Origin of the sequence: Streptomyces sp. 3214.6 (assembly GCF_900129855.1) — a bacterium.
Classification (GTDB): Bacteria; Actinomycetota; Actinomycetes; order Streptomycetales; family Streptomycetaceae; genus Streptomyces; species Streptomyces soliscabiei.
The window spans coordinates 4,185,101-4,210,653 of the sequence record NZ_LT670819.1 but is presented as its reverse complement, the minus strand read 5'-3'; the positions used below and the strand labels follow the sequence as shown (position 1 = coordinate 4,210,653).

The following is a 25,553-nucleotide window of genomic DNA, read 5'->3' as shown; positions in this document are numbered from 1 at the left end:
ATGAGCAAGACCACGACACCCGGCAAGAGCCCGACACCCGGCAAGAGCCCGACAACCGGCAAGAGCCCGACAACCGGCGAGAGCCCGACCGGCACGACCTCGACGACCGGTGAGGTGACCCCCGTCGCCCCCGTCGCCCCCGACGACCAGGACATCGGCGCCGCCGGCTCCCAGCTGTCCACCGCGCCGGTGGACTCCCTGGCCAGTGGGCCCGGCCTGGGGCTCGTCGGCTGGGCCCGCTGGTTCTGGCGTCAGCTCACGTCCATGCGGGTCGCGCTGCTGCTCCTGCTGCTGCTGGCGCTCGGCGCGATCCCCGGCTCGCTGATCCCGCAGTCCGGTACCGACGAGACGAAGGTCGCCGACTTCCGCCAGGCGCACCGGACGCTCGCGCCGGTCTACGACAGGCTCGGCCTCTTCCACGTCTACAGCTCGGCGTGGTTCTCCGCGGTCTACATCCTGCTGTTCGTCTCCCTCATCGGCTGCATCGTTCCCCGCACCTGGCAGTTCGTGGGCCAGCTGCGCGGCCGTCCGCCGGGCGCGCCCAAGCGTCTGACCCGGCTGCCCGCGTACACGACGTGGCGCACCGAGGCCGAGCCGGAGCAGGTCCGCGAGGCCGCGCTCGCCCTGCTGAAGAAGCGCCGCTTCCGGGCGCACCTCGCCGGGGACGCCGTCGCCGCCGAGAAGGGCTACCTCCGGGAGGTCGGCAACCTCGCCTTCCACGTCGCGCTGATCGTGATGCTGGTCGCCTTCGCCTGGGGCCAGCTGTACAAGTCCGAGGGCAACAAGCTGGTCGTCGAGGGCGACGGCGGCTTCTCCAACACCCTCACCCAGTACGACGACTTCAAGTCCGGCACCCTCTTCAACACCGACGACCTCACGCCGTTCAGCTTCAGGCTGGACAAGTTCACCGGCACGTACGAGACGAGCGGCCCCAACAAGGGCACCCCGCGCACCTACCAGGCCGCCCTCACCTACAGCGTGGGCGCGTACGGCAAGGGCAAGAAGGACGTCGTCAAGGTCAACCACCCGCTGGAGATCGGCGACTCCAAGGTCTACCTCACCGCCCACGGCTACGCCCCCCTCGTCACCGTCCGGGACGGCAAGGGCAAGATCGTCTACAGCGACGCCGTACCGCTGTTGCCGCTGGACTCCAACGTCACCTCCTCCGGGGTCGTCAAGGTCTACGACGGCTACAAGAACGCCAAGGGCGTCTCCGAGCAGCTCGCCTTCCAGGCGTTCTTCCTGCCGTCGTACGTCAAGGGCATGGAGACGGCCTCCAGCTTCCCCGCGCTGCTCAACCCCGTGCTGAACCTCGTTCCGTACCACGGTGACCTCGGCGTCAACTCGGGCATCCCGCAGAGCGTGTACCAGCTCGAGAAGACCCACATGAAGGACTTCAAGGACGCCAAGGGCGCGCAGGTGCGGGAGAACCTGAAGCCCGGCGAGACCCTGACCCTCCCGGGCGGTGCCGGCTCGATCACCTACGAGGGCACCCAGCAGTGGGCGAACTTCCAGATCACCCAGCAGCCGGGCAGCGGCTGGGCGCTGGGCGGCGCGCTCGCCGCGATCTTCGGCCTGGCCGCGTCCCTGTTCGTCCAGCGCCGCCGGGTGTGGGTGCGTGCGGTGAAGGACGCCGACGGCGTCACGGTCGTCGAGATGGCCGGCCTGGGCCGCAGCGAGTCCGCCAAGGTGCCCGAGGAACTCGGCGACCTCGCCGGAACCCTGTACGACCAGGCTCCCGGAGCCCCGGAACCTGACCCCACCGATTCCCCCGAACCCGAAGTCGTACCTGCCGAAGGGTCTGAGAAGTGACTCTCGCCGCCGCAACCGATCTGGCCGCCGCCTCCAACGAGAATCTCGCGAACATCAGCAACACGCTGATCTACTCCTCGATGGCCGTCTACACGCTGGCCTTCTTCGCGTACATCGCCGAATGGCTCCTCGGCAGCCGCAGCAAGGTCGGCCGCACCGCCGCCGCGCTGACCGCCGAGGCGCAGGCCGCGGCGAAGGGCCCGGCCGTCACCGTCAAGAAGAACGGCGGCACGGCCGTCCTGGAGCGCCCGCAGGTCGTGGTGCGCTCCGCAGCCGGCGCACGCGACGTGCCCGACGGGCCGGGCGCGCACGGCGGTGACGAGCAGGGCGACATGTACGGCCGGATCGCCGTCTCCCTCACGGTGCTCGCCTTCCTGGTCGAGCTGGCCGGCGTCGTGGCCCGCGCGGCCTCGGTGGAACGCGCGCCGTGGGGCAACATGTACGAGTTCAACATCACCTTCTCCACGGTGGCCGTCGGCGTGTACCTCGGGCTGCTGGCGCTGAAGAAGAACGTGCGCTGGCTCGGCCTGTTCCTGATCACCACGGTCCTGCTGGACCTGGGCCTCGCCGTCACCGTCCTCTACACGGCGAGCGACCAGCTGGTCCCGGCCCTGCACTCGTACTGGCTGTACATCCACGTCTCCACCGCCATCTTCTGCGGCGCGGTGTTCTACGTCGGCGCGGTCGCCACGATCCTGTACCTGTTCAAGGACTCCTACGAGAACAAGCTCGCGACCGGTGGCAAGCCGGGCCGCTTCGCGAACTCGGTGCTCGACCGGCTCCCCGCCTCCGCGTCCCTCGACAAGTTCGCGTACCGCGTCAACGCGGCGGTCTTCCCGCTGTGGACGTTCACGATCATCGCGGGCGCGATCTGGGCGGGCGACGCGTGGGGCCGTTACTGGGGCTGGGACCCCAAGGAGACCTGGTCGTTCATCACCTGGGTCGCCTACGCCTGCTACCTGCACGCCCGTGCCACGGCCGGCTGGAAGGGCCGCAAGGCCGCCTACCTGGCGATGATCGCCTTCGGCTGCTGGCTGTTCAACTACTACGGCGTCAACATCTTCGTCTCCGGCAAGCACTCGTACGCGGGCGTGTAAGTCGTAACTCTCGTACCGAGAAGGCCGGTTCCCGTGGCTCAGGTCACAGGAACCGGCCTTCGTCGTACGGACAGGTAAGGGGACGTGGATACGACTCCAAGCACGATGAGCAGTCTGAGGAAACGCATCCGCGCGGGGGACCACGACGCCTTCGGTGAGCTCTTCGACGCCTACGCACGCTCCGTCTACAACCATGCCTACCGGCTCACGGGGGAGTGGACGGTCGCCGAGGACGTCGTCTCGCTGACCTTCCTGGACGCCTGGCGGCTGCGCGAGAAGCTCGACGAGGATGGCGGTTCGCTTCGCCCGTGGCTGCTGGGCATCGCCACCAACGTCACGCGAAACACCCGCCGCGCGGCCCGAAGACACGCGGCGGCCGTCGCCCGGCTGCCGCGCGGCGAGCCGCTGGACGACTTCGCCGAGGAGATCGCGGGCCGTCTCGACGACGCCGAGCGACTCGCCCTCGTACGCAGCGCCTTCGCGAAGCTGCGGCGGGCCGAGCGGGAGGTGCTGGCGTTGTGCGTGTGGGGCGGGCTGGACTACGCGGCGGCCGCCGAGGCGCTGGGTGTGCCGGTCGGGACGGTGCGGTCGCGGTTGTCGAGGGCGCGGACGAAACTCGCGAAATACCTGGAACTCCCGCAAAACAACGGACAGATGAGAGGTGACCGCATCACCGCGGTCGGCCCCCTGAGGGAGGGAAACCGATGAACCAGACTCCAGAACTGCCGGAGAAGGACCTTCCGCCGGGCCGTCACCGACTCCTCAAGGAGCATCTGATGACCGAGATCCGGTACGAGGACCAGGCCCCCGTCCGCCAGCGGAACCCGTGGCTGCGCCCCGCGCTCACGGCGGCGGCCGTGGCGACCGTCGCCGCCGTCACCTTCACGCTGCTGCCGTCGTCCGGCGACTCCGGCTCCGGACCGCGCGTCACCACGGCGGCCGCCGTCCTGGAGGACGCGGCGCTGGCCGCCGGGCACGCGACGGGGTACGGCGAGATCCGCGACGACCAGTTCACCTACGTCGAGTCCAAATCGTCCGCCGTCAAGATCGGCAAGGACGGAAAGCGGGTCGTCGCCCCCCTGCACCGCAGGGAGGTCTGGGTGTCCGTGGACGGCCACAGCGAGGGTGTGATCCGGGACGAGACCGAGCCGCGCGACGTGAGTTACCCGGCCTATCGGCCGGAGGAGTTCCCGAGCCAGGTGTACGCCGGATACAACTACCTCAAGTCCCTGCCCACCAACCCGGACGCGATGTACGACTGGTTCCAAAAAGCCCCCTCCGCGTTTTTGGTGTACCTGTTCAGCGGCGTGTCACCCGTCGTCCTCGAGAGGGACCAGACGATCTTCCTGCGTGTGGGCGAATTGATGGGGCAGGGAATCGTGCCGCCCGCACAGGCCGCCGCGTTCTACCAGGCCGCCGCCCGTCTCCCCGGGGTGACCGTGGACGAGGACGCCGTGGACGTGACAGGACGGCACGGCGTGGCGGTCGCTCGTGAGGACGCGAAAATGCCGCTCCGGGTCGAATGGATCTTCGATGAGAAGACGCACCAGATGATCGGGCAGCGGACTACCCTCACCCGGGACTACGGAAAGTTCAAGAAGGGGTCGGTGTTCGAGGACGACGCCATCCTGCGCCGCGCCGTCGTCGACAAGGCGGGCGAGCGGCCGTAACCGTGCGAAACCGGTTCCCGGGGGTCAGGCTGGTGTCATGAGCGGTTCCGTCGAACAGGGCACCAGCCAGACCCACGGGAACACGCACATCCTGCACTTCCTGGTGCGGGTCCCGGGGGGCATGGGGGCGGTCTGGCCGGCGTTGTCCACGCCGGAGGGGCTCGGCGGCTGGTGGACGGCCGTCGACGTCCTCGAACCCCGGCTCGGCGGCACGGTCGCCCTGCGCGGCCTGGGCGCGGGGCAGGTCACCGCGTGGGACGTGGACCGGGTCGCCGAGTACACGGTGGCGGACGGCGGCCGGATCCGCTTCCACCTGGAGCGGGACGGGGACGAGGGGACGGTCCTGCGCTTCACCCGCGAGTTCCAGGGTGAGGGCGAGGGCGAGCAGGAGTGGCGGGCTAGATTCGAACGTCTGGTCGATATGCTCGGCGGGGCTTAGGACGGCGGCAGACATTCCCCCGCCGGCGGCTTCCCCTCCGGCCAGGCGATGCGCACGAAGCGCGAGCCGCCGTCGGCGTGGAGTTCCACGATCGGTACGGCCTTGTCGTACGGGTTGCCGTGCACGTCCAGGCAGATCCAGCCGCTCGCCCCGTTCACCCGCAGCGAGCCCTTGACCTGCGGCCACTGCAGTCCGACGTCCGCGAGGGGCGGGACGGTCCCGCCGTCCGGGGTGGCCTCACGGATGCCGTGGACGGCCAGCGTGATCGCGTCGTAGGCGATGATCAGCTGGCCGTCGTCCAGGGCGACCGGGCCGATCGGGCCGACGGGCTCGCGGACGGCGCGGGCGACGAGGTCGGTGAGGACCTTCGCGTCCGCCGCCGAGCCGCCCCGCCCCGGCGGGGACTGCGTCCAGGCGTCCGGGTGGGCGAGGGCCGTGTAGCGGACGGACAGGTTGTGGGTGAGGGCCGTGCGGTCCAGCTTCTTGTCGCCGGACAGATACGAGCCCTCGTCGCCGGTCAGCACCGTGAACCTGCGGTTCTGGCAGCCTCGGGTGCCGAGCGCGTTGATGAACTGGCGCAACTGCGTGTGGCGGCCGGCGAACAGGATCGTGTCGGTCTCCGCCGAGGTGTCGCACACCAGGTGGGTGATCTGCCGGAAGGTGTTCGCCGTCGTCCCCTCCTGGGTGCGGTCGGCGGGCGGGGTGAACGGCTGCGGCTCGTAGGGCGAGCCCTTGAGCAGCGCGGCGAACGACGTCTGGAGCGTCCGCGTGTACGGGTCGCCCGGCTTGTCGTACACCAGCAGCGCCCGGCCCGCGTTGACCTTGGCGAACGAGGCCAGGGCGCGCGCCTCGTCGGTGTTGGTGGGGGCGACCCGGGCCAGCCCGGGCAGCGGGTCCTTGCCGCGCCGGCCGTTGGCGAGGTCGTCGGCGGTGATGGACGCGCCGACCACCGGGATGCCCCGCGCGGTCAGTTCTGCGACCGCCTTCTTGTTGTTGTCGGTGCTCTGGCCGACCCCGGCGACCGCCCGCAGCCGGTCGGCGCTCTTCGTCATCCGCTCCAACTGGTCGACCATCGTCTCCCAGTGGTCGCTGGTGGCCCCCGGGTTGGCGAGCACCAGCCGGATCGACGGGGCCTGCCCGTTGGAGGTGTGGTTGGCCTGCCACTGCGCCAGGTACGCGCCCTGCACCTCGTGTTGGATGTCGCTGAGCGTGGAGGGAGTGGACGCGGTGTACGGGAGCATCAGCGCGATGGTGACGTAACTGCCCGCCTTGAGCCGGTCGTTCTCCCGGTCGATGGCCTGCACCGTGTCCCGCAGCTGGGCATGCCCGAAGTCGTACGGTCCCGTGGCCACGCCCACGCACTCGTCGCTGTCGGCCGGACGGGCCACGCCGGGCCCGCAGGCACGGTTCTCCTCGGTGACCGCCCGCACGGCGAAGACCACCCCGACCACCAGGGCCGCCGTGACCAGCAGCGCCAGATAGCGGTAGAGGCGGATCTCCCAGACCTCCCGCAGCCACCGCACCAGCGGACTTCTGTCGCCGTTCCTGCCTCCGTCGGCCATCACGCCACCCCGTCCCCGTCGTCCCCGTCGTCGTCCCCGTCGTCCGGCCCGTTCCCGCCCCCGCTCCCGCTCCCGTCGCCGTCTCCGTCGCCGTCCTCGGCCGGTGTGCGCAGGGGGCGGCCGGCGAGGGCGTCCCGGGGCCAGGCCTGGGAGGCTGCGAAGAGCAGCGCGCCCCCGGCGGGCCGCAGGTCGGACAGTTGCAGCAGCTCGAACTCCAGCCGCCCGCACACCTTCGGATCCGGCAGCACCAGCGGGTCGGTGACCTGCCACATCGCGTGCAGCAGCCGCCGTATCCGCAGGTGGAGGGATGCGTTGACGCCCTCCGGGGGCTCCTGGGCGGCGTCCGTGCGCCCCAGCGCGATCGCGGACCGGCGATCCTCGTGGCCGTCGTCGCGGCCCTCGGCGTCGTGCGCGTGGAAGTAGGGCGCGGACGCCAGGAAGCGGAGGGTGTCCAGCCAGGTGCGGGTGCGCAGGGTGGTGAAGGTGTCGCGCAGGTGCGCCACCGCGCCGGCCGTGTCGCCGAGGGAGAGCTCGTGGTAGAGGCGGAAGGCGTCGACGCCGGGATGCGGGGTCCGGAAGCCGGGGCCGGTCGCGAAGTGGGCGATCAGCGTCTCGTGCACCTCGCGCCACTTGGCGTGGTCGGAGTGCCGGTGGTGCAGGCGCAGCAGCAGCAACGTCCGCACGAAGGGGTCGCCGACGAAGTGTCCCGGCGAGGCCGCGAGCCCCTCCTCGGCGAGCCGCGCCCGCAGCGACCGTACGCCGGACGAGCCGAAGTCGTCCGGGAGCTGGGCGTGCGCGAGGGCTACGGCGGAGTCGTGGCCGTGGGCGGCGGCGAGGACCGTCAGCTCGTCGAGCCGGTCCTCGGGGGCCAGCCGGCCGAGCAGTTCGGCGTAGGCGGGACGGCCGTCGTCGGCCTGCCCCTCCTCCAGCTTGACCTTCGCGATGAGCAGCCGCCCCAACGAGGCGGCCTTGTCCGGGTGTTGGCGGGCGGCGGTCGCGAGCAGGACGATGCCGAGCGGGTTGCCGCCGGTCAACCGGTGGATGGCGTGCGGGAGTTGGGGCGGGATCTCGACGTCGTCGCAGACCGCGCCGACCATGTGCAGGGTGTCGTCGGGGGAGAGCGGCGGCAGCGGCACGAGCAGCGCCCGCGAGGAGGGTGAGCTGCCCGGCTCCCAGTCCGTGACCCGGGCGACGTCCGGAAGCTCGCGGCGGACGGCGTCCCCCAGCGCGGGATGGTTGGTGCCGCGGACGGTCGCCGCCCACACCACCTGGTCGGCGACGCCGTCGGCCCGGTCCCGCAGGACGGCGTCCAGCAGCCCCGGACCGGGCCCGCTACGCGCGTTGTCCAACAGCACGAGCGGCCGCCCGAGCCGTGTGAGGTGCGAGCCGATCCCGGAGTACGCCTCGGCCAGGTCGGCGAGCAGCGCCCGCACCAGCCACCGCTCGGCGTGCTCGCGCGAGGTGCCCCCGGCGCGGAAGTTCCCGGCGAGCAGCAGCAGCCCGCGCTTGGCGTTGCCGCCCGCGTTCGGATACGACCGGTACCAGGTGGCCGGCCGCTGCTCCTTGCGGTGCGTGACCCCCTCGGAGAGCGCTTCCAGGGTGGCCTCGACGGTCGCCGCGACGAACGGGCCCCCGCCGCTGGCCGCCGCGATCACCTTCGAGGCGACCTTGGCGGCCCAGCGCCCGGCCAGACTGAACCGCGTCGCCCGCTCGTTCAGCAGCAGGATCCGCACCAGTTCGCGCCGGATGCGGTCGGAGTCGGTCCGCCCGCTCCAGTCACTGGCGCGGACGGCCACCAGCCCCGCCGTGAGCCGCGGGAAGGTGAGCTGCCCCGCCGCTTTCACCGGCTCGGTCAACTGCTCGGCGACCACCAGCAACGCCTGCCACACCGGCGACCAGGACTCGGGGCTCTCCTCGTGCGGAGGCCCCGCGAACTGCTCGTCCTCACAGTCGATCAACGCGACCGGAGTACGCCGACGGGCCTCACCCCGGCGGTTGTGCTCGGTGTACGCGTCCCACAACTCCCCGAGCACCGCGCTCTTGCCGACCCCGCGCCCGCCGGCCAGCACCAGCAGCGGCGGCCCGCCGGGATGCTCCAGCCGCTCCGTGTGCAGCTCGTACGGACGCATCCCCACGAGTCGCGGTACAAGACCGGCGGGCTCGACGTCGAACAGCGCCCCACGCCCGTACAACCGTCCGTGCACCGCGCACCTCCCCCAGGGCCGGTTCCCAACGCAAGGGTAAGGAGAGGGAGTTGCTATGTGCCAGATCGCGTGGTGTCCGTTGGGTTACGAAAGTTCCGGTACGGGGTGGTCGGTTCAGTCGGCGGTGCCCGGCGAGACCACCCAGCGGGTCGGCTGGCCCGTCACGCCGGCGATCATGTCGTAGTCACCGTCGTAGTGCAGGACCGTCGCACCATGACGCTCGGCGGTCGCCGCGATGACCAGGTCGGAGACCGACAGAGCCTTCCAGTTGCCGACTGTGATGAGCCGCGTCTGCACGTCCAGCGCACGGTCCCACGCCTCGTCCGGCGTGGGCAACCAGTCGAAGCCCCGCATCTCATCGCGGATCCGCTCCGCGTCCGCCTTGGAACGGGCACTGTGCAGAATTTCAAGTTCGACAGCGCCGCACACCGCCAGCAGGCCCGCATTGTGAAGCGGATCGATCACCGCGCGAACCGCCGGTTTCGGGTAGCGGGCGAGCGCGGACTTGTCGATGAGGTAGCGGTCGTTCATGCGGCCTGGTGCGGGTCGTCCACGGTCTTCGAGGTTTCGACCGGACCGGTCAGGTCAGGCAGCCCGCCTTCCGCGAGCCAGCCCAGGAAGGCCGCGCGCTTCCTGCGCTTGATCGCGTCCTCCAGAGCGGCGTTCACCGTCGCGACCTTGGTCGTAGTGCCGAAGATCGCTGCCGCCTCGGCGAGCATTTCATCGTCGACGTCGATGACTGTCCGAGCCATGCGTCCTCCTCGGTCCAGGGCATTACACTCCCCATGATATCAAAAAACTCGACAGTCGATATCAAAGGCTCAGGGACGTGACGAACGCGGCCCAGGATGTGTGGGTAAGGAGGAGAAAGGGACCGTCGGGACGCTTGCTGTCACGGACGGGGACGACGGAGGTGAATTCGGGGGCGACTTCGAGGCAGTTGCCGCCGTTCTCGCCGCTGTAGCTGCTCTTGATCCAGATCGCCGCGTTGAGTTCCTGCCTGCGCATGCCGCCCGTACCCTTCCATCGCGTCGCCGATCAGGACGGCGGACTCCCGGGCTGACAGAGCGTCCGCCCTGAGCACATCATAGGCGTGGCTATGGCTTGTGAAGACGGCCGGATCGTCGTTGAAATGGCCACGGTCCACCGACTCCGAGTACACCCATCGGTGCCCGTCAGGTAGCTCGATCAGCGACATGGAAACGTTGGGGCGCAGGAGTTCAGGGAAATCCGCGGGGGCCACCTGGATACGGATGTTGGAGCGTCGGCCAACGCTCAGCAGGTGTGCGCACTGGTCCCGCATGACCTCCGAGCTGCCCACGACGTTGCGCAGGCAGCTCTCGTCCATGACGACGACGTACAACGGGCCGCCCTCGGTCAGGAATCGCTGCTGTCGACTCAATCGCGCTCGAACGCGTTCCTCCACTTCATCGCCGCTGGCGACACGCGAGAACAGAGCATGTGCGTACTCCGGCGTCTGCAACATGCCTGGCATCACGCGCTCTTGGTACTCCCAGAGGGAGACCGCCTCCGTGTCCATTTCTGCGCGCCGCTTGAACCAGTCGGGATGCTCTACTGCCGCGTACCAGTCGACCCGCCCCCACAGCCGCCCCAACGCCCCACCCGTACCCAGCACTTCATCGCACTTCTTGGCGAACGTGTCCTGCGGTACCCGGGTCGCCGCCTCCACGCGGGCCACAAAAGACCTGTCGCACGGGATCGCCCTCGCCAGCGCCTCCTGCGTCAGCAGCGCCCCCTCGCGGAAGTGGCGTAACAGCTCCCCGAACAGCATGGCGTTGGTGGTCAAGGGCCGTCCCCCTCCGTGACATGCGCGCGTGGCACGCGTCGGGCATTGATGCGGACCGTGCCCGCACGCGACGCTCTACACACCCAGAGTCACGAAGTCGATACGGAGAGGGCACGGACGGGGCATGACCGAGCACACCGAAAGCCAGATCGAAACGGGAACGGTCGTCTACGACCCCAGGTCGGACAAGGTGGGCGAGTACCGAGGCAAGGCGGGCCCCTATGCGCTGCTGCGCCCGGTCGGCGGAGGACGGGAGTGGGAAGCCCGCCCGGAGCTGATCCGCCCGGCTACCACCGGTGAACGCCTCAGCGCGGGCGTCCGCGCCGCCAACTCCCGTTCGTTCCAGGGATCGCAGGATCCGCCCACTCCCGCCCCCGTCCGTGACTGCGCCGCCTGCGAAGACCTGGCCGGTCTCCGCGAACAGGCCAGGGCCCGCCGCGACGGCACCGCCGAGACCGACGCGAACGTACTCCTGCGCCGTCACCAACGCCGATACCACACAGCCTTCCTGGGCCTCCAGGAGTACGCACTCGTCCCGGACGCCTCGGCCGACGCGGAGTACGAGACGTCGTGCGCCGACTGCCACGCCGGTTCCGGTGCCCACCGGAACCCCTCCGACGTGGAGGAATGGCAGCGCGGCCACACCCACGAGACCGGGCACACCCGCTACCGCCGCACCGTCGCCGACTACGCGGTGTTCACTCCGCGGTGATCGAGTCCAGCTTCTCCCGCAGGTACACGTGAGAGTCGACCGCCTGGTACGCCACGCGATCTGAGCAGGTTCGGCCGAGCACTGCCTGATCACGCAGATCCGGGTGCCCGACCACCCGGAGATCGTCAGCGCAGCCGGGACGACGACAGGATCGACAGCAGGTGGGCCGGGACCATCAGCCAGGTGATGACGGCGATGGCGGCGAGCGCCCAGCGGGTCGGGTCGACGGAGTCGGTGGCCGCGTCGGCGAACGCCACGACGACGAGGACCAGGGACGCCTCGATGCCGTTGGTGACCCGGTGGATCTTGAAGGCGGCGGCGAGCCGGCGCAGTGAGGCCACGCCCTGCGAGCGGGGCGCGGTGGACTCGTCGTCGGCGACGGCCAGCCCCCGGCGGGCGCGGGCCACGTCCACCAGGTCGGTCGAGGCCTTCAGCAGCACGACGCCGAGTGCCGTCGCGAGGCCGAGGGACACCCAGCCGTTGAAGCCCGCCCAGCCGCCGAGGCCCGACTCCGCCGCGCGGAAGCCGAAGCCGATCATCAGCGCCGCGTCGGCGAGGTACGCGCCGAGCCGGTCGACGTAGATGCCGGTCGCGCTGTTCTGGCCCTTCCAGCGGGCGACCTCGCCGTCCACGCAGTCGAACAGCAGGAACAACTGCATGAGGAGGGCCGCGAGGACGGCCCCGGCCAGGCCCGGGATCAGCAGCGCGGCCCCGGACAGCACCCCGCACCCCACCATCGTCCAGGTCAGCTGGTCCGGGGTGACTCGGGTGCGCACCAGCTGGCGGGTGAAGCGCAGGGAGACCCGCCGCATGTACAGCCGGCCCGCCCAGTGTTCGCCGTTGCGGCTCGCCAGTTTGGCCTGCGGCTGACAGACCTCCCGCAGCTCCTCCAACACCGGAGCAGCAACCATGAACGTTCCTCCCACGAGCCCACGATGATCGGGCCAGGCTACAGATCGCTCAAGTGGCCTCCTCGGCGGGGCGGTTGCGTGGGCGGACACCCCGTACGAGTGGTCCCGCATTGCCCCGGGCCGCCCGCCACAGCAGCATGAGGTCATGGACCTTCTGGATCAGGCGACGGCACGGACCTGGCTCGCCACCGCCGTCGACGAGGCCCGGGCCGGGCTCGCCGAGGGGGGCATCCCGATCGGGGCCGCGCTCTACGGCCCGGACGGCGTCCTGCTGGGCCGCGGGCACAACCGCCGTGTCCAGGACGGCGACCCCTCGATGCACGCGGAGACGGCCGCGTTCCGCGCGGCGGGGCGACAGCGCACGTACCGCGGTACGACGATGGTGACGACCCTGTCCCCCTGCTGGTACTGCTCCGGACTGGTCCGCCAGTTCGGCATCTCGCGTGTCGTGATCGGCGAGGCGGTCACCTTCCACGGCGGCCACGACTGGCTGGCGGAACACGGCGTAGAGATCGTGCTCCTGGACGACCCCGGGTGCGTGGCGATGATGCGCGACTTCATCGACACCCACCCGGCCCTGTGGAACGAGGACATCGGTGAGTGAGCCCCAGGCCCCCCAGACCCCGGCCCCCCAGACCCCGGCCTCCCAGACCCCGGCCCTCCATACCCCCCGCCCGTCCCGCATCCCGACCGTCGACCTGCGCCCCTGGCTGGACGGCGATCCCGAGAGCCGGGCCGCGATCGCCCGTACCGTCGACGAGGCCCTGCAGAGCGCGGGGTTCCTGCTGGTCACCGGGCACGGCGTCGACCCCGTCCTGCGGCAGCGCATCCGGGAGGTCGCCCGGGCGTTCTTCACCCTCCCCGTCGAGGCCAAGCAGCCGTACGCCGCGAAGGTCGGCGGACGGGGCTGGCTCGGGCCCGGCGCGGAGGCCAACGGCTATGCGGAGGGGACCGAGACGCCTCCCGACCTGAAGGAGTCCCTGACCTTCGCCACCCACGAGCCCTTCGACGACCCGGTGATCAACGCCCAGTGGTACGCGCCGAACGTGTGGCCGGCGCAGACGCCACTGCTCAAGGTGTTGTGCGAGGAGTACCTGGAGCGGATGGCCGAGCTGGAGAAGGAGCTGCTGTCCCTGCTCGGCCAGGCCCTCGGCCTCGAACCGGACTTCTTCTCCCGCCACATGGACCATCCCACCTACGGCTTCAACATCAACTGGTATCCGGGCACGGAGGTCGTCGGCGAGCCGCAGTCCGGTCAGTTCCGCATCGGCCCGCACACCGACTTCGGCACCGTCACGATCCTCGACCGGCAGGCAGGAAAGGGCGGACTCCAGGTCTGGACGGACGACGGCGGCTGGGAGGACGCGCCCTTCGATCCGGCCGCCTTCACCGTCAACGTCGGTGATCTGCTGGCCCGTTGGACCGGCGACCGCTGGCGCTCCGGCCGCCACCGGGTCCTGCCGCCCCCGGCCGACGAGCCCGCCGAGGAGCTGATGTCCCTCGTGTACTTCGGCGAGTGCACCCCGGGGACGCTGGTGGAGTCGGTGCCCGCCCCGGTCGGCCGGGTGGCGTACGAGCCGACCGACTCCCATGCGTACCTGCGCGAGAAGCTGGACTCGATCACCGTGAACTGAGCGCCGCGTGGTTCAGACCTTCAGCAGCAGCTTGCCGGTGCTCTTTCGGGCCCCCATCAGCCGGTGTGCCTGGGCCGCTTCCGCCAGGGCGAACTGTGCGGTGACCGGCAGGGACACCGTCCCGTCGGCGGCTTTGGCGAGCGCCCGCTCGACCAGCGTCCGCAGCTCGGAGGGGGCGGTCCGGGCCAGCGTGAGGATCGAGAAGCCGCCGACCGACAGGCCGGTGGGGTACAGCTCCGGCTGGCCCACCTGCCACGGCTCGGCGGAGCTCGCGTTGCCGAAGGAGACCAGGCGGCCGAAGACCGCGAGGGAGGCCAGGGAGGCCTTCAGCGTCTCGCCGCCCACCGGGTCCAGGGCGAGATCGACCCCGCGCTCGCCGGTCGCCGCCCGTACCGCCTTCTCGAAGTCGCCGACGAACACCTCGTCGTAGCCGTGGCCGCGGGCGTACTCGGCCTTGGCCGCCGACGACACCACGCCGTACACCGCGCCCGCGCCCGCCGCCTTCGCCAACTGGCCGGCGACGGTGCCGATCCCGCCGGCCGCGCCCTGCACCAGGACGCTCTCGCCCGGCTGCAGCCGGCCCACGGTGTGCACCAGGGCGTACGCCGTCGGCAGCACCGTCAGGAGGCTCGCGGCCGTGCGCAGGTCGACGCCCTGCGGCAGCGGGAAGACGGTCGCAGCCTCGGCCACGGCCACCTCCGCGTACGCGCCGCTCTGCGTCAGGGCGGTCACCTCCTGGCCCACGGACAGCCCGGTCACGCCGTCGCCGACCGCTCGCACCCGGCCGGAGAGCTCCAGTCCGGGCCGGAACGGCAGCGCCGGGACCCGGTAGCCCTCCGCGCGTGCCTTGAGGTCCGCGAAGTTCACCCCGGCGTAGGCCACGTCGACGCTCACCTGGCCGGGGCCGGGCTCGGGCACGTCCGCCTCCACCGCCTCCAGGACCTCGGGGCCGCCGTACTGCTGGAACTCGATCGCGCGCATGCCGGACTCCTCGCCCGTCTGTTCAATGAAAAGCGAACACTCGCGAGTGTATGGTTTCTGTCGAACACTCGGCAAGCAGCGCGAAGGAGTCGGGCGTGGCAGAGCGCAGCGTCAGTCATCGGGCCGCACCCGAGCATGCCCACCCCGACGACGTCCCGGTCCTGACCGCGCTCGCCGCGCTGGCCGACCCCGTACGACTCACCCTCGTCAGGGAGTTGGCGGGCTCGCCCGAGTGGACGCGGGCCTGCGGCAGCTTCGACGTGCCCGTCGGGAAGGCGGCCCTCAGCCACCACTTCGCCGTGCTGCGCGGGGCCGGTCTCGTCGAGCAGCGCGACGAGGGGCCCAGGCGGGTCAACCGGCTGCGGCGGGAGGAGTTCGACGCCCGCTTCCCCGGGCTGCTCGCCCTCGTCCTCCGTCGCGACTGACACCACCGCCCGGCCTGCCCGGCCTGCCCGGCCTGCCCGGCCCGGCCGCCCGTGCGGGCACGGCGGTCTGCCTGCGGGCATCGGCTGCCTCGATGGGCCCATCGACGCGACCCCCCACTGGCTCGTGGACCGGCCTGCCCGCCCGCTCCTACCTTCGGGGCATGACCTCACAGAACACGGCCTCGGGGAACACGGCCCCGGGCAGCGCGGGCTCGCAGAACACGGGCTCGGAGAGCAAGGGCACGGCCCAGCTCACGGTCGCGATGGTGCTCTCCGGCACCCTCGGCGTCTTCGTCGTCGAGTCGGGCGCGTCGCCGTTCAACGTCGTCTTCTTCCGCGTCCTGTTCGGCGCGCTGGCGCTGGGGACGTACGTCGTGTCCCGCGGCTGGCTGCGCGACCACGGCTTCACGCCCCGCACCCTCTCACTCGCCGTGCTCGGCGGTGTGTTCATCGTCTTCAACTGGGTCTTCCTCTTCCAGTCGTACGAGAACACGTCGATCTCCGTCGCCACGGTCGTCTACCACACCCAGCCGTTCTACGTCGTGCTGCTGGGAGCCCTGCTCTTCCGCGAGCGGCTCACCGCCGCCAAGGTCGGCTGGATCGTCGTCGCCTTCGCGGGTCTGATCCTCGTCTCGGGCGTCAGGCCGTCCGACTTCACGAGCGGCGGAACGTATCTGACGGGCGTCGGGCAGGCCCTCCTCGCCGCGCTCCTGTACGGCCTGTCCACCCTGGTCACCAAGCGGATCACCGGCGTACGCCCGCACCTGATCGCCCTGGTCCAGGTCGTCGTGGGCATCCCCCTCCTCCTCCCCTTCGCCGACTTCGGCGCGATGGGCGGGACCGGCGCGGACTGGGGCTGGCTGGTCGGGCTCGGTGTCGTCCACACCGGGCTGATGTACGTCCTGATGTACGCCGCCTACGCCCAGCTGCCGACCGCGAAGATCGCTGTGCTCGCCTTCACCTATCCGGCGGTCGCGATGGGCATGGACTGGCTGGTGTACGGCCACCACATCGGCCTCGTCCAGGCGCTCGGCGTGCCGCTGATCGTGACAGCGAGCCTCAGGGTCACCCTTGCTCGGCCACGAGCCGCCGCGCCTGTTCGAGGAACAGTCGGGCATGCGCCGGAAGCCGCTTCCCTGCCCGCCACGCCAACTGCGTGCGAAGCGTGAACGGCGGCTCCCAGGCCAGCCGCAGCAGCGTCCCCTCCGCGAGTTCGGCGGCGACCGTCACCTCGGGCAGCAACGAGATCCCGAGGCCGGCCGCCGCCGCGCGTTTCGTGGCCTCGATCGTGCCGAACTCCATGAACTGCACGTCGGGATCGGCGGACCTGAGCTCCCGCTCGAACAAGTCGCGGTAGGCGCACCCCGGTTCGGTGGCGAGGAGCGGTTGCCGTACGAGGTCGGCGGTTGCCAACTCCTTCCCCGCGAGGGCGTGTCGCGGCGAGGCGACGAGGGCGAGCGGCTCCACCGCCAGCACCTCCGCCTCCAGCCCCGCGTGCTCGGTCTCCGCCTCCATCAGGAATCCGAGGTCGTACGTCCCCTGCCGCAGCGCCTGCCGGGTCTCGTCCCCGAGGGTGGGGCGCAGCGAGAGGCGGACCTTCGGGTAGCGGTGGTGGAAGAGTTCGAGGAGCGGGGGCAGCCGGTAGGAGGTCAGCGACTCCATCGTGCCGACGGCGAGCGCGCCGGAGGGCTCCTGCGGGCCGGTGACCGCGACGCGCGCCTCCTCGGCCAGCTCCCGCAGCTGCCGGGCGTAGGGCAGCAGCCGCTCACCCGCCTCGGTGAGCCGGATACGGCTGCCGAGCCGGTCGAAGAGCTCGACGCCGAGGGAGTCCTCCAGGGTGCGGATCTGGCTGGTCACGCTGGACTGGGCGTAGTTCAGCTCGGCCGCGGCCCGGGTGAAGCTCAGGACGGCGGAGACCTTCTCGAAGGTGGCCAGCAGCCGCAGTTCCATCAGTTGTCCTTGGGGTCCTCGCCCGCCTCGCGGCGCTTCAGCTCCTCCTCGCGGCGGCGCAGGTCGGCCTCCCAGTCCTTGAGGAGTTTCTCGTCGTTGTCGTTGTCGGCCTTCAGGGACTTGAGGAACTCGGGGTTGTCGTCCGGCGCGACGAACTTCGCGGGGTGGCCGTGGCGTCCCGACGAGAGGGGTCCCGGCGTGGCCCCGCCTCCGGGCGCGTGCCGCACCTTCCCGGCCACCAGCCAGGCGATCGGACCGACGAGCACCTCGCCGAAGAGCAGGATGATGATGACCCACACCACCTTCGGCAGCCCCCGCACCTCCTCCTCGGGAGTGTTCAGGCAGTCGATGAAGGCATAGATCCACAGCGCCAGGACCAGCAAAAACGGCAGATACCTGAGCATGGTGGTGGGATCTCCCGGAAGACGGCGGCGGGGCGCTGGGCAGCCCCGGTGACGGGGTCAGGGTAACCGTTGACCGATACTGGGACACATGGCTTACGACGATCTTCGTTCCCTGCTCAGGGCACTGGAACGCGAAGGCGACCTCAAGCGCGTCAAGGCCGAGGTCGATCCGTATCTGGAGGTCGGGGAGATCGTCGACCGGGTCCAGAAGTCCGGTGGCCCGGCGCTGCTCTTCGAGAACGTGAAGGGGTCGTCGATGCCCCTCGCGATGAACGTCTTCGGGACCGACCGGCGGCTGCTCAAGGCCCTCGGCCTGAAGTCGTACGAGGACATCTCCGACAAGATCGGCGGGCTGCTGCGCCCCGAGCTGCCGCAGGGGTTCGTCGGTGTGCGCGAGGCGTTCGGCAAGCTCGGCGCGATGGCGCACGTGCCGCCGAAGAAGGTGAAGGCCGGCGACGCGCCCGTCCAGGAGGTCGCCCTGTACGGCGACGACGTCGACCTCGACGCCCTGCCCGCCCTCTTCACCTGGCCGCAGGACGGCGGCTCCTTCTTCAACCTGGGTCTGACGCACACCAAGGACCCGGAGAGCGGGATCCGCAACCTCGGCCTGTACCGCCTCCAGCGCCACGACAAGCGCACGATCGGCATGCACTGGCAGATCCACAAGGACAGCCGCAACCACTACCAGGTCGCCGCGCGCAAGGGCGAGAAGCTCCCCGTCGCGATCGCCTTCGGCTGCCCGCCCGCCGTCACCTACGCCTCCACCGCCCCGCTCCCCGGTGACATCGACGAGTACCTCTTCGCCGGGTTCATCGCGGGCAGGCGGATCGAGATGGTCGACTGCAAGACCGTCCCGCTCCAGGTTCCGGCGCAGGCGGAGGTCGTGATCGAGGGCTGGCTGGAGCCGGGCGAGATGCTCCCGGAGGGCCCCTTCGGCGACCACACCGGCTTCTACACCCCGCAGGAGCCGTTCCCGGCCCTGAAGATCGACTGCGTGACGATGCGGAAGCGGCCGCTGCTCCAGTCGATCGTCGTCGGCCGGCCCCCGACGGAGGACGGCCCGCTGGGCCGGGCCACGGAACGTTTCTTCCTGCCGCTCCTGAAGATCATCGTCCCGGACATCGTGGACTACCACCTGCCCGAGTCCGGTGGCTTCCACAACTGCGCGATCGTCTCGATCGACAAGAAGTACCCCAAGCACGCGCAGAAGGTCATGCACGCGGTCTGGGGCGCTCACATGATGTCGCTGACCAAGCTGATCGTGGTCGTCGACTCCGACTGCGACGTCCACGACCTGCACGAGGTCGCCTGGCGGGCGCTCGGCAACACGGACTACGCCCGCGACCTGTCGATCGTCGAAGGCCCCGTCGACCACCTCGACCACGCCTCCTACCAGCAGTTCTGGGGCGGCAAGGCGGGCATCGACGCCACGAAGAAGTGGCCCGAGGAGGGCTACACCCGCGACGGCGGCTGGCCCGAGATGGTCCTGTCCGACCCGGAGACATCCGAACGCGTGACGCGACGCTGGAAGGAATACGGACTGTGAGCGCCTCCGCCGCCGCGATTCCCCAGCCCGGCAGGGCCCGTGCGTTCCTGCGCCTGGTGATGATCGAGCACTCGATCTTCGCGCTGCCCTTCGCCTACATCGCCGCGCTGACCGCGATGTTCCAGCAGGACGGCAACATCCACTGGGGCAGGCTGCTGCTGGTCACCATCTGCATGGTGGGCCTGCGCACCTTCGCGATGGCCGTCAACCGGATCATCGACCGCGAGATCGACGCCCGCAACCCGCGCACGGCCCACCGTGAGCTGGTGACCGGCGCGATGTCGGTCAGGCACGCCTGGACGGGCGCGTTGATCGCCGTCGCCGTGTTCCTCGGCTCGGCGGCCATGCTCAACCCCCTCTGCCTGGCCCTCGCCCCCGTCGCGGTCATCCCGATGGTGGTGTACCCGTACGGCAAACGGTTCACGAACTTCCCGCAGGCCATCCTGGGTCTCGCCCAGGCCATGGGTCCGATCGGCGGCTGGCTGGCGATCACCGGCGAGTGGTCGTGGGACGCGGTGATCCTCGGCCTGGCGGTCGGCGTCTGGATCGGCGGCTTCGACCTGATCTACGCCTGCCAGGACATCGAGACCGACCGTGAGATCGGCGTCATGTCGGTTCCGGCCCGCTTCGGCATCCCGGCGGCGATCCGGGGGGCGCGCGCCTGCCACGCGATCACGACGGCCCTGTTCGTCTGGTACGCCCTCGTCACCGACGCCGGCGCGTTCTTCTGGCTCGGACTGCTGATCGTGGCGGGCGCGTTCGTCTACGAGCACACCATCGTGCGGCCCCACGACCTGTCCCGTCTGAACAGGGCGTTCTTCAGCGTCAACGGTTTCATCGGCATTGCCCTGTTCGTGTGTGCGTTGCTGGATCTCCTGGTTCGAGGTCTGACCGTCTGAATACCGTGCGGCCTACCATCGGGAGCAGGACCCCAGGGAGGCCGCCGTGACCGTCTCGGACCTTGACCGACTGCACTCACAGCTCAGCAAGCTGGAGGACATGTTCCCCGGCTATCTGACGGAGATTGTCGAGGGCAGCATCGTGATGAATCCGGTCAGGCCGGTACACGGGAAGACCATCCAGCGGGTCTGGACGATCGTGGAGGGCCAGTTGCCGCCCGGGTGGGCGCTGGTGAGCGACGTGGCCTTCCCCTTCGACGACGACAACGAGTTCTGTCCGGACCTGGCGGTCATTCCGGCCGATGCCGAGGCCGAGAACCGCAGCGAGTACTCGCCCGACCTGATCGAGTTCGTCGCCGAAGTGGTGTCCCCCAGCAGCATCCGCCGGGATTACGAGGTCAAGCCCCGCTGGTACGCCTCCCGGGGGATCGCCAACTACCTGGTCCTGGACCCGCTCGAAGGCCACGTCGTCACGATGTGGAACCCCGGTCCCGACGGCTACCTGGGGCGTGACACCCTCCCGTACGGACGCGAACTGACCGTTGACTCCTCCCTGGGCAAGCTGATGATCCCCACCAAGGCGCTGCCCGTCGCTCCGAACACGGTCGGCCGGTCCTGAAGACCTTTCCGCCCACCGGTACGCTCAAGGTGTGAACGCAGGAGAAACGCAGCGCGTGCCTTGGATCGTGGGGGTGTCCGGGGCGTCCGGTACGCCCTATGCCGCCGCCGTGCTGCGTGCGCTGCTCGCCGCGGGGGAGAGCGTGGACCTGGTGGTCAGCCGGGCCTCGCGGCTCACACTGCTCGACGAGACCGGGATCTCCTTCCGGGACGCGCACTGGCGGGACGACCTGCGGGAATGGCTTACGCGGGGGGCCGACGGCAAGCCGGGCACGTTCGAGGTCGACCTCGAGGCCGGCGTCGAGGCCGTGCGGTACTGGAGCGCGGGGGACCTTGCGGCGGGGCCGTCGTCGGGGTCGTATCCCGCGAAGGGGATGCTGATCGTGCCCGCCTCCACCGCCTGCGTCGCCGGCGTCGCCCTCGGTCTGTCGAAGGACCTCCTCCAGCGTGCGGCGAGCGTCACGCTCAAGGAGCGCCGGGCGCTCGTCGTCGCGGTACGGGAGACCCCGTTGAACGGGCAGACGCTGCGGCATCTGGTCGCTCTCGACGACGCCGGCGCGAGCGTCGTACCGGCCTCGCCCGCCTTCTACGCGGGGGCCACCCACATTCAGGACCTGGTCGACTTCGTCGCCGGGCGGGTCCTCGACGCGGCCGGGGTCGCGCACGGACTGTACCGCCGGTGGGACGGCGAGCTGGGCGCGGTCCGGGACACCTGAGTACGCCGTACGCCGTGGCACCTCTCATCTCTTCAGGAACTTTGATCGGAAGGCTTCGATTCGCATGGACGCGGTGGACAGGCAGCTCATCCAGGCCCTGAGGGAGAACGGCCGGGCCTCCTACGCGGAGTTGGGACGCCTCGTCGGACTGTCGGGGCCCAGTGTCACCGACCGCATCAACCGGCTGGAGGCGGCCGGCGTCATCACCGGCTACCGCGCCACGGTGAACGCCGCGCAGCTCGGCCTCGGCGTCACCGCCCTCATCGGCATCTCCCTCTCCGACGCCGCCGACCACGAGGACGTGGCGAACCGGATGAAGGACCTCGGTGAGATCGAGGACTGTTGGTTCATCGCCGGCGACGACTCGTTCATGCTCAAGGTGCGGGCGAACGACGTGGACGGCCTGGAGAAGATCATCCGACGGCTGTCGGGAACGAAGGGCGTCTCCCGGACCCGTACGACCATCGTGCTCTCCACGAAGTGGGAGAACCGGGTGGGAGAGCTTCCCGAAGAGGTCTAGTGGTGCAGGCGTACGGTTGGTCGAGTTGTCGGAGAAAGGTGTGGTCATGGACGTCGGGCTCAAGCGCGAGCTGGAGGACAAGGTCAGGGCCGGTGAGCGGCTGACCCGTGAGGACGGCATCGCGCTGTACGAGTCGGACGACCTGGCCTGGCTGGGCGGTCTCGCGCACGAGGTGCGGACGCGGAAGAACGGCGACGTCGTCCACTTCAACGTCAACCGGCACCTCAACATGACCAACGTGTGCACGGCGTCCTGCGCCTACTGCTCGTTCCAGCGCAAGCCGGGCGAGAAGGACGCGTACACGATGCGCATCGAGGAGGCGGTGAAGCTCGCCAAGGCGATGGAGGGCGAGAACCTCACCGAGCTGCACATCGTCAACGGCCTGCACCCGAACCTGCCGTGGCGCTACTACCCGCGCTCGCTGCGGGAGTTGAAGGCCGCCCTCCCGAACGTCTCGCTGAAGGCCTTCACGGCCACGGAGATCCACCACTTCGAGACGATCTCCGGTCTGTCGGCGTCGGAGATCCTCGACGAGCTCATCGACGCGGGCCTGGAGTCCCTCACCGGCGGCGGCGCGGAGATCTTCGACTGGGAGGTCCGGCAGCACATCGTGGACCACCGCACGCACTGGGAGGACTGGTCGCGGATCCACCGCCTGGCGCACGAGAAGGGTCTGAAGACCCCGTGCACCATGCTGTACGGCCACATCGAGGAACCGCGCCACCGGGTCGACCACGTCCTGCGCCTGCGTGAGCTGCAGGACGAGACGAACGGCTTCCAGGTCTTCATCCCGCTCCGCTACCAGCACGACTTCGTGGACATGAAGGACGGGAAGGTCCGCAACCGCCTTCAGGCGCGGACGCAGATGGCGACCGGCGCGGAGGCGCTGAAGACCTTCGCCGTCTCCCGTCTGCTCTTCGACAACGTCCCGCACGTCAAGGTCTTCTGGGTCATGCACGGCGTGCAGACCGCGCAGCTCGCGCTCCAGCACGGCGCGGACGACATGGACGGCTCGGTCGTCGAGTACAAGATCACGCACGACGCCGACAACTACGGCACCCCGAACAAGCTGACCCGCGAGGACCTCCTCGACCTCATCCGCGACGCGGGCTTCCGTCCGGTGGAGCGGAACACGCGCTACGAGATCATCCGCGAGTACGACGGCCCGGACCCGGCCCGCCGGGACGCCCCGCAGCCGATGCGGGTGTGACTTTTCAGCCGGGGTGAGCGTGGGGTCCGAGTCCACGGCGGGTACTCGAACCCCATGGTGACCACGCGAGCGCCTGAGGACGCCTACACAGCAGGGCCCTTTGTTCCGGAGCACGGCGGTCTCACCGCGCTGCGCAAGGCGGCGGCCGGTTGCCGCGGCTGCCCGCTGCACCGGGACGCCACCCAGACGGTGTTCGGCGCGGGGGCGGCCGACGCCCGGGTGATGCTCGTCGGTGAGCAGCCCGGCGACCAGGAGGACCGGCAGGGCAAGCCCTTCGTCGGCCCCGCGGGCAAACTCCTCGACCGTGCCCTCGCGGAGGCCGGCATCGATCCCGGCGACGCCTACGTGACCAACGCGGTCAAGCACTTCAAGTTCACGCAGGCGGAGCCCCGAAAACGCCGTATCCACAAAGCGCCGAACCTTCGCGAGATGACGGCGTGCGCCCCCTGGCTCGCGGCCGAGCTCGCCCTCGTCGAGCCCGAGCTGATCGTGGTGCTGGGCGCGACGGCCGGGAAGGCGCTGCTGGGGTCGTCGTTCCGGGTGGGGGAGGTGCGCGGGACGGTCCTGGAGGAGGAGATCCACGGCCGCCGCGAGCGGCTGGTGCCCACGGTCCACCCCTCCTCCGTGCTGCGCGCCGACGACCGCGAGGGTGCCTACCAGGGGCTGGTCCAGGATCTGAGAACGGCGGCACGCGTCTTGTCGTAAGGACTAAGATCCCGGTGTGTCGCTTACCTTCACCCTCGACCCCGCCATCACCCCTGCCCTGCGCGACGGCGTCCTCGACCTGTGGACGGACGTCTCCAACGCGGGCGGAGCCGTCGGCTTCGTGCCGCCGGTCGAGCGTGAGACGGTTCGGCCGGAGCTGGTCCGCCACCTCGTGTCCATGGTCGAGGGGCGGATGCGGCTGCTCGTCGGGCGTGACGAGGCCGGTGAGGTGGCGGCGACCGCGTTCTTCTCCTTCAACGCGCACCGGCTGAAGACCCACTGGGTCTGGCTGTACACGGTGATGGTCCACCCCCGGCACCAGGGCAAGGGCTACGGACGGGACCTCCTGGCGGCCGTCGAGGACGCCGCCCGCGGCTTCGAGGGCATCGAGGCGATCCAGCTCACCTGCCGGGGCGGGCTCGGCCTGGAGCGCTTCTACGGGTCCTGCGGCTACAAGGAGGTCGGCCGGGTGCCCGGTGCCATCAGGGTCGCGCCGGGGGACGACCGGGACGACATCACCATGCTGCTGCCGCTGACGTGACACGGCTCCCGTGACGCTGCGGGGGCGGCTGCAAGATCGGGACTCCGGCGTGCTTCACTGGACGCTGGCCCCTTTTGGAAACGGAAGAGTGGATTGACATGCTCCGCTACACACTGATGCGCCTCGGTGTCTTCGCCGGCTGCTTCGTGGTCGTCTGGGGTCTCGTCTACTCGGGCGTCATCCCGCGCGGCCTCGGCGACTCCAACATCATGTGGATCCTCCTGCTCTCGCTGGTGATCTCCGCGCCGATCAGCTTCGTGGTGCTGCGCAAGGAGCGCGACCGCGCCTCGGTGACGGTCGTCGAGCGCGTCGACCGCATGAAGGCCAACCTGGAGGCCAACCGCTCCCAGGAGGACGCCACGGTCGACGAGGCCACCCGCCCCCAGGGCCAGACGCAGGGCCAGACGCAGGGCCAGGCGCAGACCTCCTGAGGCCCGAGCCCCAGCTCCTGGCTGCTCGTCCGGGGTCGGGTCCGGCCGGGCCCAACTACTCTGTGCTCATGGGTGCCGTGAAGACCAAGCGGATGCCGCGTGCGGTCCGTGAGCAGCAGATGCTGGACGCCGCCGTGGAGACCTTCGGCCGCCGGGGGTACATGGCCGCGTCGATGGACGAGATCGCCGAACTCGCGGGCGTCTCCAAGCCGTTGGTGTACCTGTACCTGAACTCCAAGGAAGACCTCTTCACCGCGTGCATCCGGCGTGAGGCCAAGGCGCTCGTCGAGGCGGTCCGCACCGGCGTCCGCACCGACGTGCCCGCCGACCGCCAACTCTGGGACGGACTGCGGGCGTTCTTCGCGCACACCGCGCAGCACCCGCACGCCTGGTCCGTCCTGCATCTCCAGGCCCGCACGCACGGCGAGCGGTTCGCGGGCGAGGTCGCGGCGATGCGCGAGGAGATCGTCGAGTTCGTGACGCAGCTGATCCTGGTCGCCGCCCGGGAGGCCCACCGCGACCCCGACCTGCCGGAACGCGAGGTCGCCGGCCTGGCCGAGGCCCTGGTCGGCGCCGCCGAGTCGCTGGCCGCCTGGGCCAACACCACCGACGGCACCACGGCCCGCCAGGCAGCGGCGACGCTGATGAACTTCGCGTGGGCGGGCCTGGGCAACCTGATGGAAGGCCGCGCGTGGACTCCGCCGGAGGCCGCGCTCGGCGCATGACATCTGTCATGCTCACCGCTGGACGCGAGGCACT

The 25,553-nt window shown here is 70.3% G+C and carries 29 protein-coding genes and 1 pseudogene; 20 read left to right on the top strand and 10 right to left on the bottom strand.

The annotated features are described in order from the left end of the window. The 5 genes from resB (at position 1) to B5557_RS18765 (ending at position 5,018) form a co-directional block, all read left to right on the top strand. Positions 1 to 1,812, top strand: coding sequence for a cytochrome c biogenesis protein ResB (gene resB, locus B5557_RS18785; RefSeq protein ID WP_079660558.1), 1,812 nt, complete (start codon positions 1 to 3; stop codon positions 1,810 to 1,812). Further along, a complete protein-coding gene (gene ccsB / locus B5557_RS18780) occupies positions 1,809 to 2,909 on the top strand; it encodes a c-type cytochrome biogenesis protein CcsB (RefSeq protein WP_079660557.1) in 1,101 nt (366 codons plus the stop codon). Before resB ends, ccsB begins: the two co-directional genes overlap by 4 nt. Positions 2,910 to 3,014: 105 nt before the next feature. Continuing rightward, positions 3,015 to 3,617 (top strand): RNA polymerase sigma factor, encoded by a 603-nt coding sequence (locus B5557_RS18775; protein ID WP_173877703.1) that lies wholly within the window; start codon positions 3,015 to 3,017, stop codon positions 3,615 to 3,617. Further along, positions 3,614 to 4,579, top strand: a complete 966-nt coding sequence (locus B5557_RS18770) for a CU044_5270 family protein (protein WP_079660556.1) — start codon at positions 3,614 to 3,616, stop codon at positions 4,577 to 4,579. The genes B5557_RS18775 and B5557_RS18770 overlap by 4 nt, the downstream gene beginning before the upstream one ends. 37 nt (positions 4,580 to 4,616) lie before the next feature. Continuing rightward, entirely contained in the window at positions 4,617 to 5,018 is a 402-nt protein-coding gene (locus B5557_RS18765; RefSeq protein ID WP_079660555.1) for a hypothetical protein, read from the top strand. On the opposite strand, the gene B5557_RS18760 is transcribed toward B5557_RS18765, so the two are convergent. The 6 genes and pseudogenes from B5557_RS18760 to B5557_RS18735 form a co-directional block, all read right to left on the bottom strand. Continuing rightward, a complete protein-coding gene (locus B5557_RS18760; RefSeq protein ID WP_079660554.1) occupies positions 5,015 to 6,580 on the bottom strand; it encodes an ABC transporter substrate-binding protein in 1,566 nt (521 codons plus the stop codon). The two genes, B5557_RS18765 and B5557_RS18760, sit on opposite strands and share 4 nt — an antisense overlap. Further along, a complete protein-coding gene (locus B5557_RS18755) occupies positions 6,580 to 8,784 on the bottom strand; it encodes a hypothetical protein (RefSeq protein ID WP_231976395.1) in 2,205 nt (734 codons plus the stop codon). The genes B5557_RS18760 and B5557_RS18755 overlap by 1 nt, the downstream gene beginning before the upstream one ends. Before the next feature lie 114 nt (positions 8,785 to 8,898). After that, positions 8,899 to 9,315, bottom strand: coding sequence for a PIN domain nuclease (locus B5557_RS18750; RefSeq protein ID WP_079660553.1), 417 nt, complete (start codon positions 9,313 to 9,315; stop codon positions 8,899 to 8,901). After that, positions 9,312 to 9,536 (bottom strand): type II toxin-antitoxin system VapB family antitoxin, encoded by a 225-nt coding sequence (locus tag B5557_RS18745; RefSeq protein WP_079660552.1) that lies wholly within the window; start codon positions 9,534 to 9,536, stop codon positions 9,312 to 9,314. Before B5557_RS18745 ends, B5557_RS18750 begins: the two co-directional genes overlap by 4 nt. 61 nt (positions 9,537 to 9,597) lie before the next feature. Next, positions 9,598 to 9,702 (bottom strand): annotated as a pseudogene (locus B5557_RS45200) (DUF397 domain-containing protein); the annotation flags it as partial. After that, positions 9,677 to 10,576 (bottom strand): helix-turn-helix domain-containing protein, encoded by a 900-nt coding sequence (locus B5557_RS18735; RefSeq protein ID WP_079660550.1) that lies wholly within the window; start codon positions 10,574 to 10,576, stop codon positions 9,677 to 9,679. The pseudogene B5557_RS45200 and the gene B5557_RS18735, both read right to left, overlap by 26 nt. A gap of 139 nt (positions 10,577 to 10,715) precedes the next feature. On the opposite strand from B5557_RS18735, the gene B5557_RS45950 reads away from it, so the two are divergent. Then, complete coding sequence (locus B5557_RS45950; RefSeq protein ID WP_079660549.1) at positions 10,716 to 11,303, top strand: DUF7848 domain-containing protein; 588 nt, start codon at positions 10,716 to 10,718, stop codon at positions 11,301 to 11,303. Positions 11,304 to 11,428: 125 nt separating this feature from the next. Here B5557_RS45950 and B5557_RS18725 read toward each other — a convergent pair whose 3' ends face one another. Next, positions 11,429 to 12,214 (bottom strand): CDP-alcohol phosphatidyltransferase family protein, encoded by a 786-nt coding sequence (locus B5557_RS18725; protein WP_079660548.1) that lies wholly within the window; start codon positions 12,212 to 12,214, stop codon positions 11,429 to 11,431. A gap of 145 nt (positions 12,215 to 12,359) precedes the next feature. Between B5557_RS18725 and B5557_RS18720 the strand changes: the two genes are divergently transcribed. Next, a complete protein-coding gene (locus B5557_RS18720; RefSeq protein WP_079660547.1) occupies positions 12,360 to 12,818 on the top strand; it encodes a nucleoside deaminase in 459 nt (152 codons plus the stop codon). A gap of 79 nt (positions 12,819 to 12,897) precedes the next feature. After that, on the top strand, positions 12,898 to 13,848 hold the full coding sequence (locus B5557_RS18715; RefSeq protein ID WP_231976452.1) for an isopenicillin N synthase family dioxygenase: 951 nt from the start codon (positions 12,898 to 12,900) through the stop codon (positions 13,846 to 13,848). Positions 13,849 to 13,860: 12 nt separating this feature from the next. On the opposite strand, the gene B5557_RS18710 is transcribed toward B5557_RS18715, so the two are convergent. Continuing rightward, entirely contained in the window at positions 13,861 to 14,829 is a 969-nt protein-coding gene (locus B5557_RS18710) for a quinone oxidoreductase family protein (protein WP_079660545.1), read from the bottom strand. A 50-nt stretch (positions 14,830 to 14,879) separates the two neighbouring features. Between B5557_RS18710 and B5557_RS18705 the strand changes: the two genes are divergently transcribed. Next, on the top strand, positions 14,880 to 15,254 hold the full coding sequence (locus B5557_RS18705) for an ArsR/SmtB family transcription factor (RefSeq protein WP_399324786.1): 375 nt from the start codon (positions 14,880 to 14,882) through the stop codon (positions 15,252 to 15,254). A 263-nt stretch (positions 15,255 to 15,517) separates the two neighbouring features. Next, positions 15,518 to 16,423 carry a DMT family transporter gene (locus tag B5557_RS18700; protein WP_079664866.1) on the top strand — a complete coding sequence of 302 codons (906 nt, stop codon included), beginning with the start codon at positions 15,518 to 15,520 and terminating at the stop codon, positions 16,421 to 16,423. Here B5557_RS18700 and B5557_RS18695 read toward each other — a convergent pair. Together B5557_RS18695 and B5557_RS18690 are read right to left on the bottom strand one after the other, a co-directional pair. Then, positions 16,320 to 17,204: a LysR family transcriptional regulator gene (locus B5557_RS18695; RefSeq protein ID WP_079660543.1), complete on the bottom strand. Its 885-nt coding sequence runs from the start codon at positions 17,202 to 17,204 to the stop codon at positions 16,320 to 16,322. The genes B5557_RS18700 and B5557_RS18695 overlap by 104 nt on opposite strands. Beyond that, positions 17,204 to 17,608, bottom strand: a complete 405-nt coding sequence (locus B5557_RS18690) for a PLD nuclease N-terminal domain-containing protein (RefSeq protein WP_079660542.1) — start codon at positions 17,606 to 17,608, stop codon at positions 17,204 to 17,206. Before B5557_RS18690 ends, B5557_RS18695 begins: the two co-directional genes overlap by 1 nt. 88 nt (positions 17,609 to 17,696) lie before the next feature. On the opposite strand from B5557_RS18690, the gene B5557_RS18685 reads away from it, so the two are divergent. The 10 genes from B5557_RS18685 (at position 17,697) to B5557_RS18640 (ending at position 25,519) form a co-directional block, all read left to right on the top strand. After that, the gene (locus B5557_RS18685) at positions 17,697 to 19,154 is read left to right on the top strand and encodes a menaquinone biosynthesis decarboxylase (RefSeq protein WP_079660541.1); all 1,458 of its coding nucleotides are present in this window, start codon (positions 17,697 to 17,699) and stop codon (positions 19,152 to 19,154) included. Further along, positions 19,151 to 20,053, top strand: coding sequence for a menaquinone biosynthesis prenyltransferase MqnP (gene mqnP / locus B5557_RS18680; protein ID WP_079660540.1), 903 nt, complete (start codon positions 19,151 to 19,153; stop codon positions 20,051 to 20,053). The genes B5557_RS18685 and mqnP overlap by 4 nt, the downstream gene beginning before the upstream one ends. 46 nt (positions 20,054 to 20,099) lie before the next feature. After that, positions 20,100 to 20,672, top strand: a complete 573-nt coding sequence (locus B5557_RS18675; protein WP_079660539.1) for a Uma2 family endonuclease — start codon at positions 20,100 to 20,102, stop codon at positions 20,670 to 20,672. A 55-nt stretch (positions 20,673 to 20,727) separates the two neighbouring features. Continuing rightward, on the top strand, positions 20,728 to 21,387 hold the full coding sequence (locus B5557_RS18670) for a UbiX family flavin prenyltransferase (protein WP_079660538.1): 660 nt from the start codon (positions 20,728 to 20,730) through the stop codon (positions 21,385 to 21,387). A gap of 64 nt (positions 21,388 to 21,451) precedes the next feature. Next, positions 21,452 to 21,907, top strand: coding sequence for an Lrp/AsnC family transcriptional regulator (locus tag B5557_RS18665; protein ID WP_079660537.1), 456 nt, complete (start codon positions 21,452 to 21,454; stop codon positions 21,905 to 21,907). 46 nt (positions 21,908 to 21,953) lie between these two features. Further along, positions 21,954 to 23,117 (top strand): aminofutalosine synthase MqnE, encoded by a 1,164-nt coding sequence (gene mqnE, locus B5557_RS18660; protein WP_079660536.1) that lies wholly within the window; start codon positions 21,954 to 21,956, stop codon positions 23,115 to 23,117. Between the two features lie 54 nt (positions 23,118 to 23,171). Then, positions 23,172 to 23,822, top strand: coding sequence for a UdgX family uracil-DNA binding protein (locus tag B5557_RS18655; protein WP_107472606.1), 651 nt, complete (start codon positions 23,172 to 23,174; stop codon positions 23,820 to 23,822). 16 nt (positions 23,823 to 23,838) lie between these two features. Then, entirely contained in the window at positions 23,839 to 24,363 is a 525-nt protein-coding gene (locus tag B5557_RS18650) for a GNAT family N-acetyltransferase (protein WP_079660535.1), read from the top strand. 98 nt (positions 24,364 to 24,461) lie between these two features. Next, the gene (locus B5557_RS18645; protein WP_079660534.1) at positions 24,462 to 24,794 is read left to right on the top strand and encodes a DUF4229 domain-containing protein; all 333 of its coding nucleotides are present in this window, start codon (positions 24,462 to 24,464) and stop codon (positions 24,792 to 24,794) included. 68 nt (positions 24,795 to 24,862) lie between these two features. Then, positions 24,863 to 25,519: a TetR/AcrR family transcriptional regulator gene (locus tag B5557_RS18640; protein ID WP_079660533.1), complete on the top strand. Its 657-nt coding sequence runs from the start codon at positions 24,863 to 24,865 to the stop codon at positions 25,517 to 25,519. Positions 25,520 to 25,553: the final 34 nt, after the last annotated feature.

Coding starts and splice junctions, on each gene's coding strand:
- resB (WP_079660558.1), top strand. CDS start 1: ATGAGCAAGACCACGACACCCGGCAAGAGCCCGACACCCGGCAAGAGC.
- B5557_RS18775 (WP_173877703.1), top strand. CDS start 3,015: ATGAGCAGTCTGAGGAAACGCATCCGCGCGGGGGACCACGACGCCTTC.
- B5557_RS18770 (WP_079660556.1), top strand. CDS start 3,614: ATGAACCAGACTCCAGAACTGCCGGAGAAGGACCTTCCGCCGGGCCGT.
- B5557_RS18765 (WP_079660555.1), top strand. CDS start 4,617: ATGAGCGGTTCCGTCGAACAGGGCACCAGCCAGACCCACGGGAACACG.
- B5557_RS18760 (WP_079660554.1), bottom strand. CDS start 6,580: ATGGCCGACGGAGGCAGGAACGGCGACAGAAGTCCGCTGGTGCGGTGG.
- B5557_RS18750 (WP_079660553.1), bottom strand. CDS start 9,315: ATGAACGACCGCTACCTCATCGACAAGTCCGCGCTCGCCCGCTACCCG.
- B5557_RS18745 (WP_079660552.1), bottom strand. CDS start 9,536: ATGGCTCGGACAGTCATCGACGTCGACGATGAAATGCTCGCCGAGGCG.
- B5557_RS18735 (WP_079660550.1), bottom strand. CDS start 10,576: ATGCTGTTCGGGGAGCTGTTACGCCACTTCCGCGAGGGGGCGCTGCTG.
- B5557_RS45950 (WP_079660549.1), top strand. CDS start 10,716: ATGACCGAGCACACCGAAAGCCAGATCGAAACGGGAACGGTCGTCTAC.
- B5557_RS18725 (WP_079660548.1), bottom strand. CDS start 12,214: ATGGTTGCTGCTCCGGTGTTGGAGGAGCTGCGGGAGGTCTGTCAGCCG.
- B5557_RS18720 (WP_079660547.1), top strand. CDS start 12,360: ATGGACCTTCTGGATCAGGCGACGGCACGGACCTGGCTCGCCACCGCC.
- B5557_RS18710 (WP_079660545.1), bottom strand. CDS start 14,829: ATGCGCGCGATCGAGTTCCAGCAGTACGGCGGCCCCGAGGTCCTGGAG.
- B5557_RS18705 (WP_399324786.1), top strand. CDS start 14,880: ATGGTTTCTGTCGAACACTCGGCAAGCAGCGCGAAGGAGTCGGGCGTG.
- B5557_RS18700 (WP_079664866.1), top strand. CDS start 15,518: ATGGTGCTCTCCGGCACCCTCGGCGTCTTCGTCGTCGAGTCGGGCGCG.
- B5557_RS18695 (WP_079660543.1), bottom strand. CDS start 17,204: ATGGAACTGCGGCTGCTGGCCACCTTCGAGAAGGTCTCCGCCGTCCTG.
- B5557_RS18690 (WP_079660542.1), bottom strand. CDS start 17,608: ATGCTCAGGTATCTGCCGTTTTTGCTGGTCCTGGCGCTGTGGATCTAT.
- B5557_RS18685 (WP_079660541.1), top strand. CDS start 17,697: ATGGCTTACGACGATCTTCGTTCCCTGCTCAGGGCACTGGAACGCGAA.
- B5557_RS18665 (WP_079660537.1), top strand. CDS start 21,452: ATGGACGCGGTGGACAGGCAGCTCATCCAGGCCCTGAGGGAGAACGGC.
- mqnE (WP_079660536.1), top strand. CDS start 21,954: ATGGACGTCGGGCTCAAGCGCGAGCTGGAGGACAAGGTCAGGGCCGGT.
- B5557_RS18655 (WP_107472606.1), top strand. CDS start 23,172: ATGGTGACCACGCGAGCGCCTGAGGACGCCTACACAGCAGGGCCCTTT.
- B5557_RS18645 (WP_079660534.1), top strand. CDS start 24,462: ATGCTCCGCTACACACTGATGCGCCTCGGTGTCTTCGCCGGCTGCTTC.
- B5557_RS18640 (WP_079660533.1), top strand. CDS start 24,863: ATGGGTGCCGTGAAGACCAAGCGGATGCCGCGTGCGGTCCGTGAGCAG.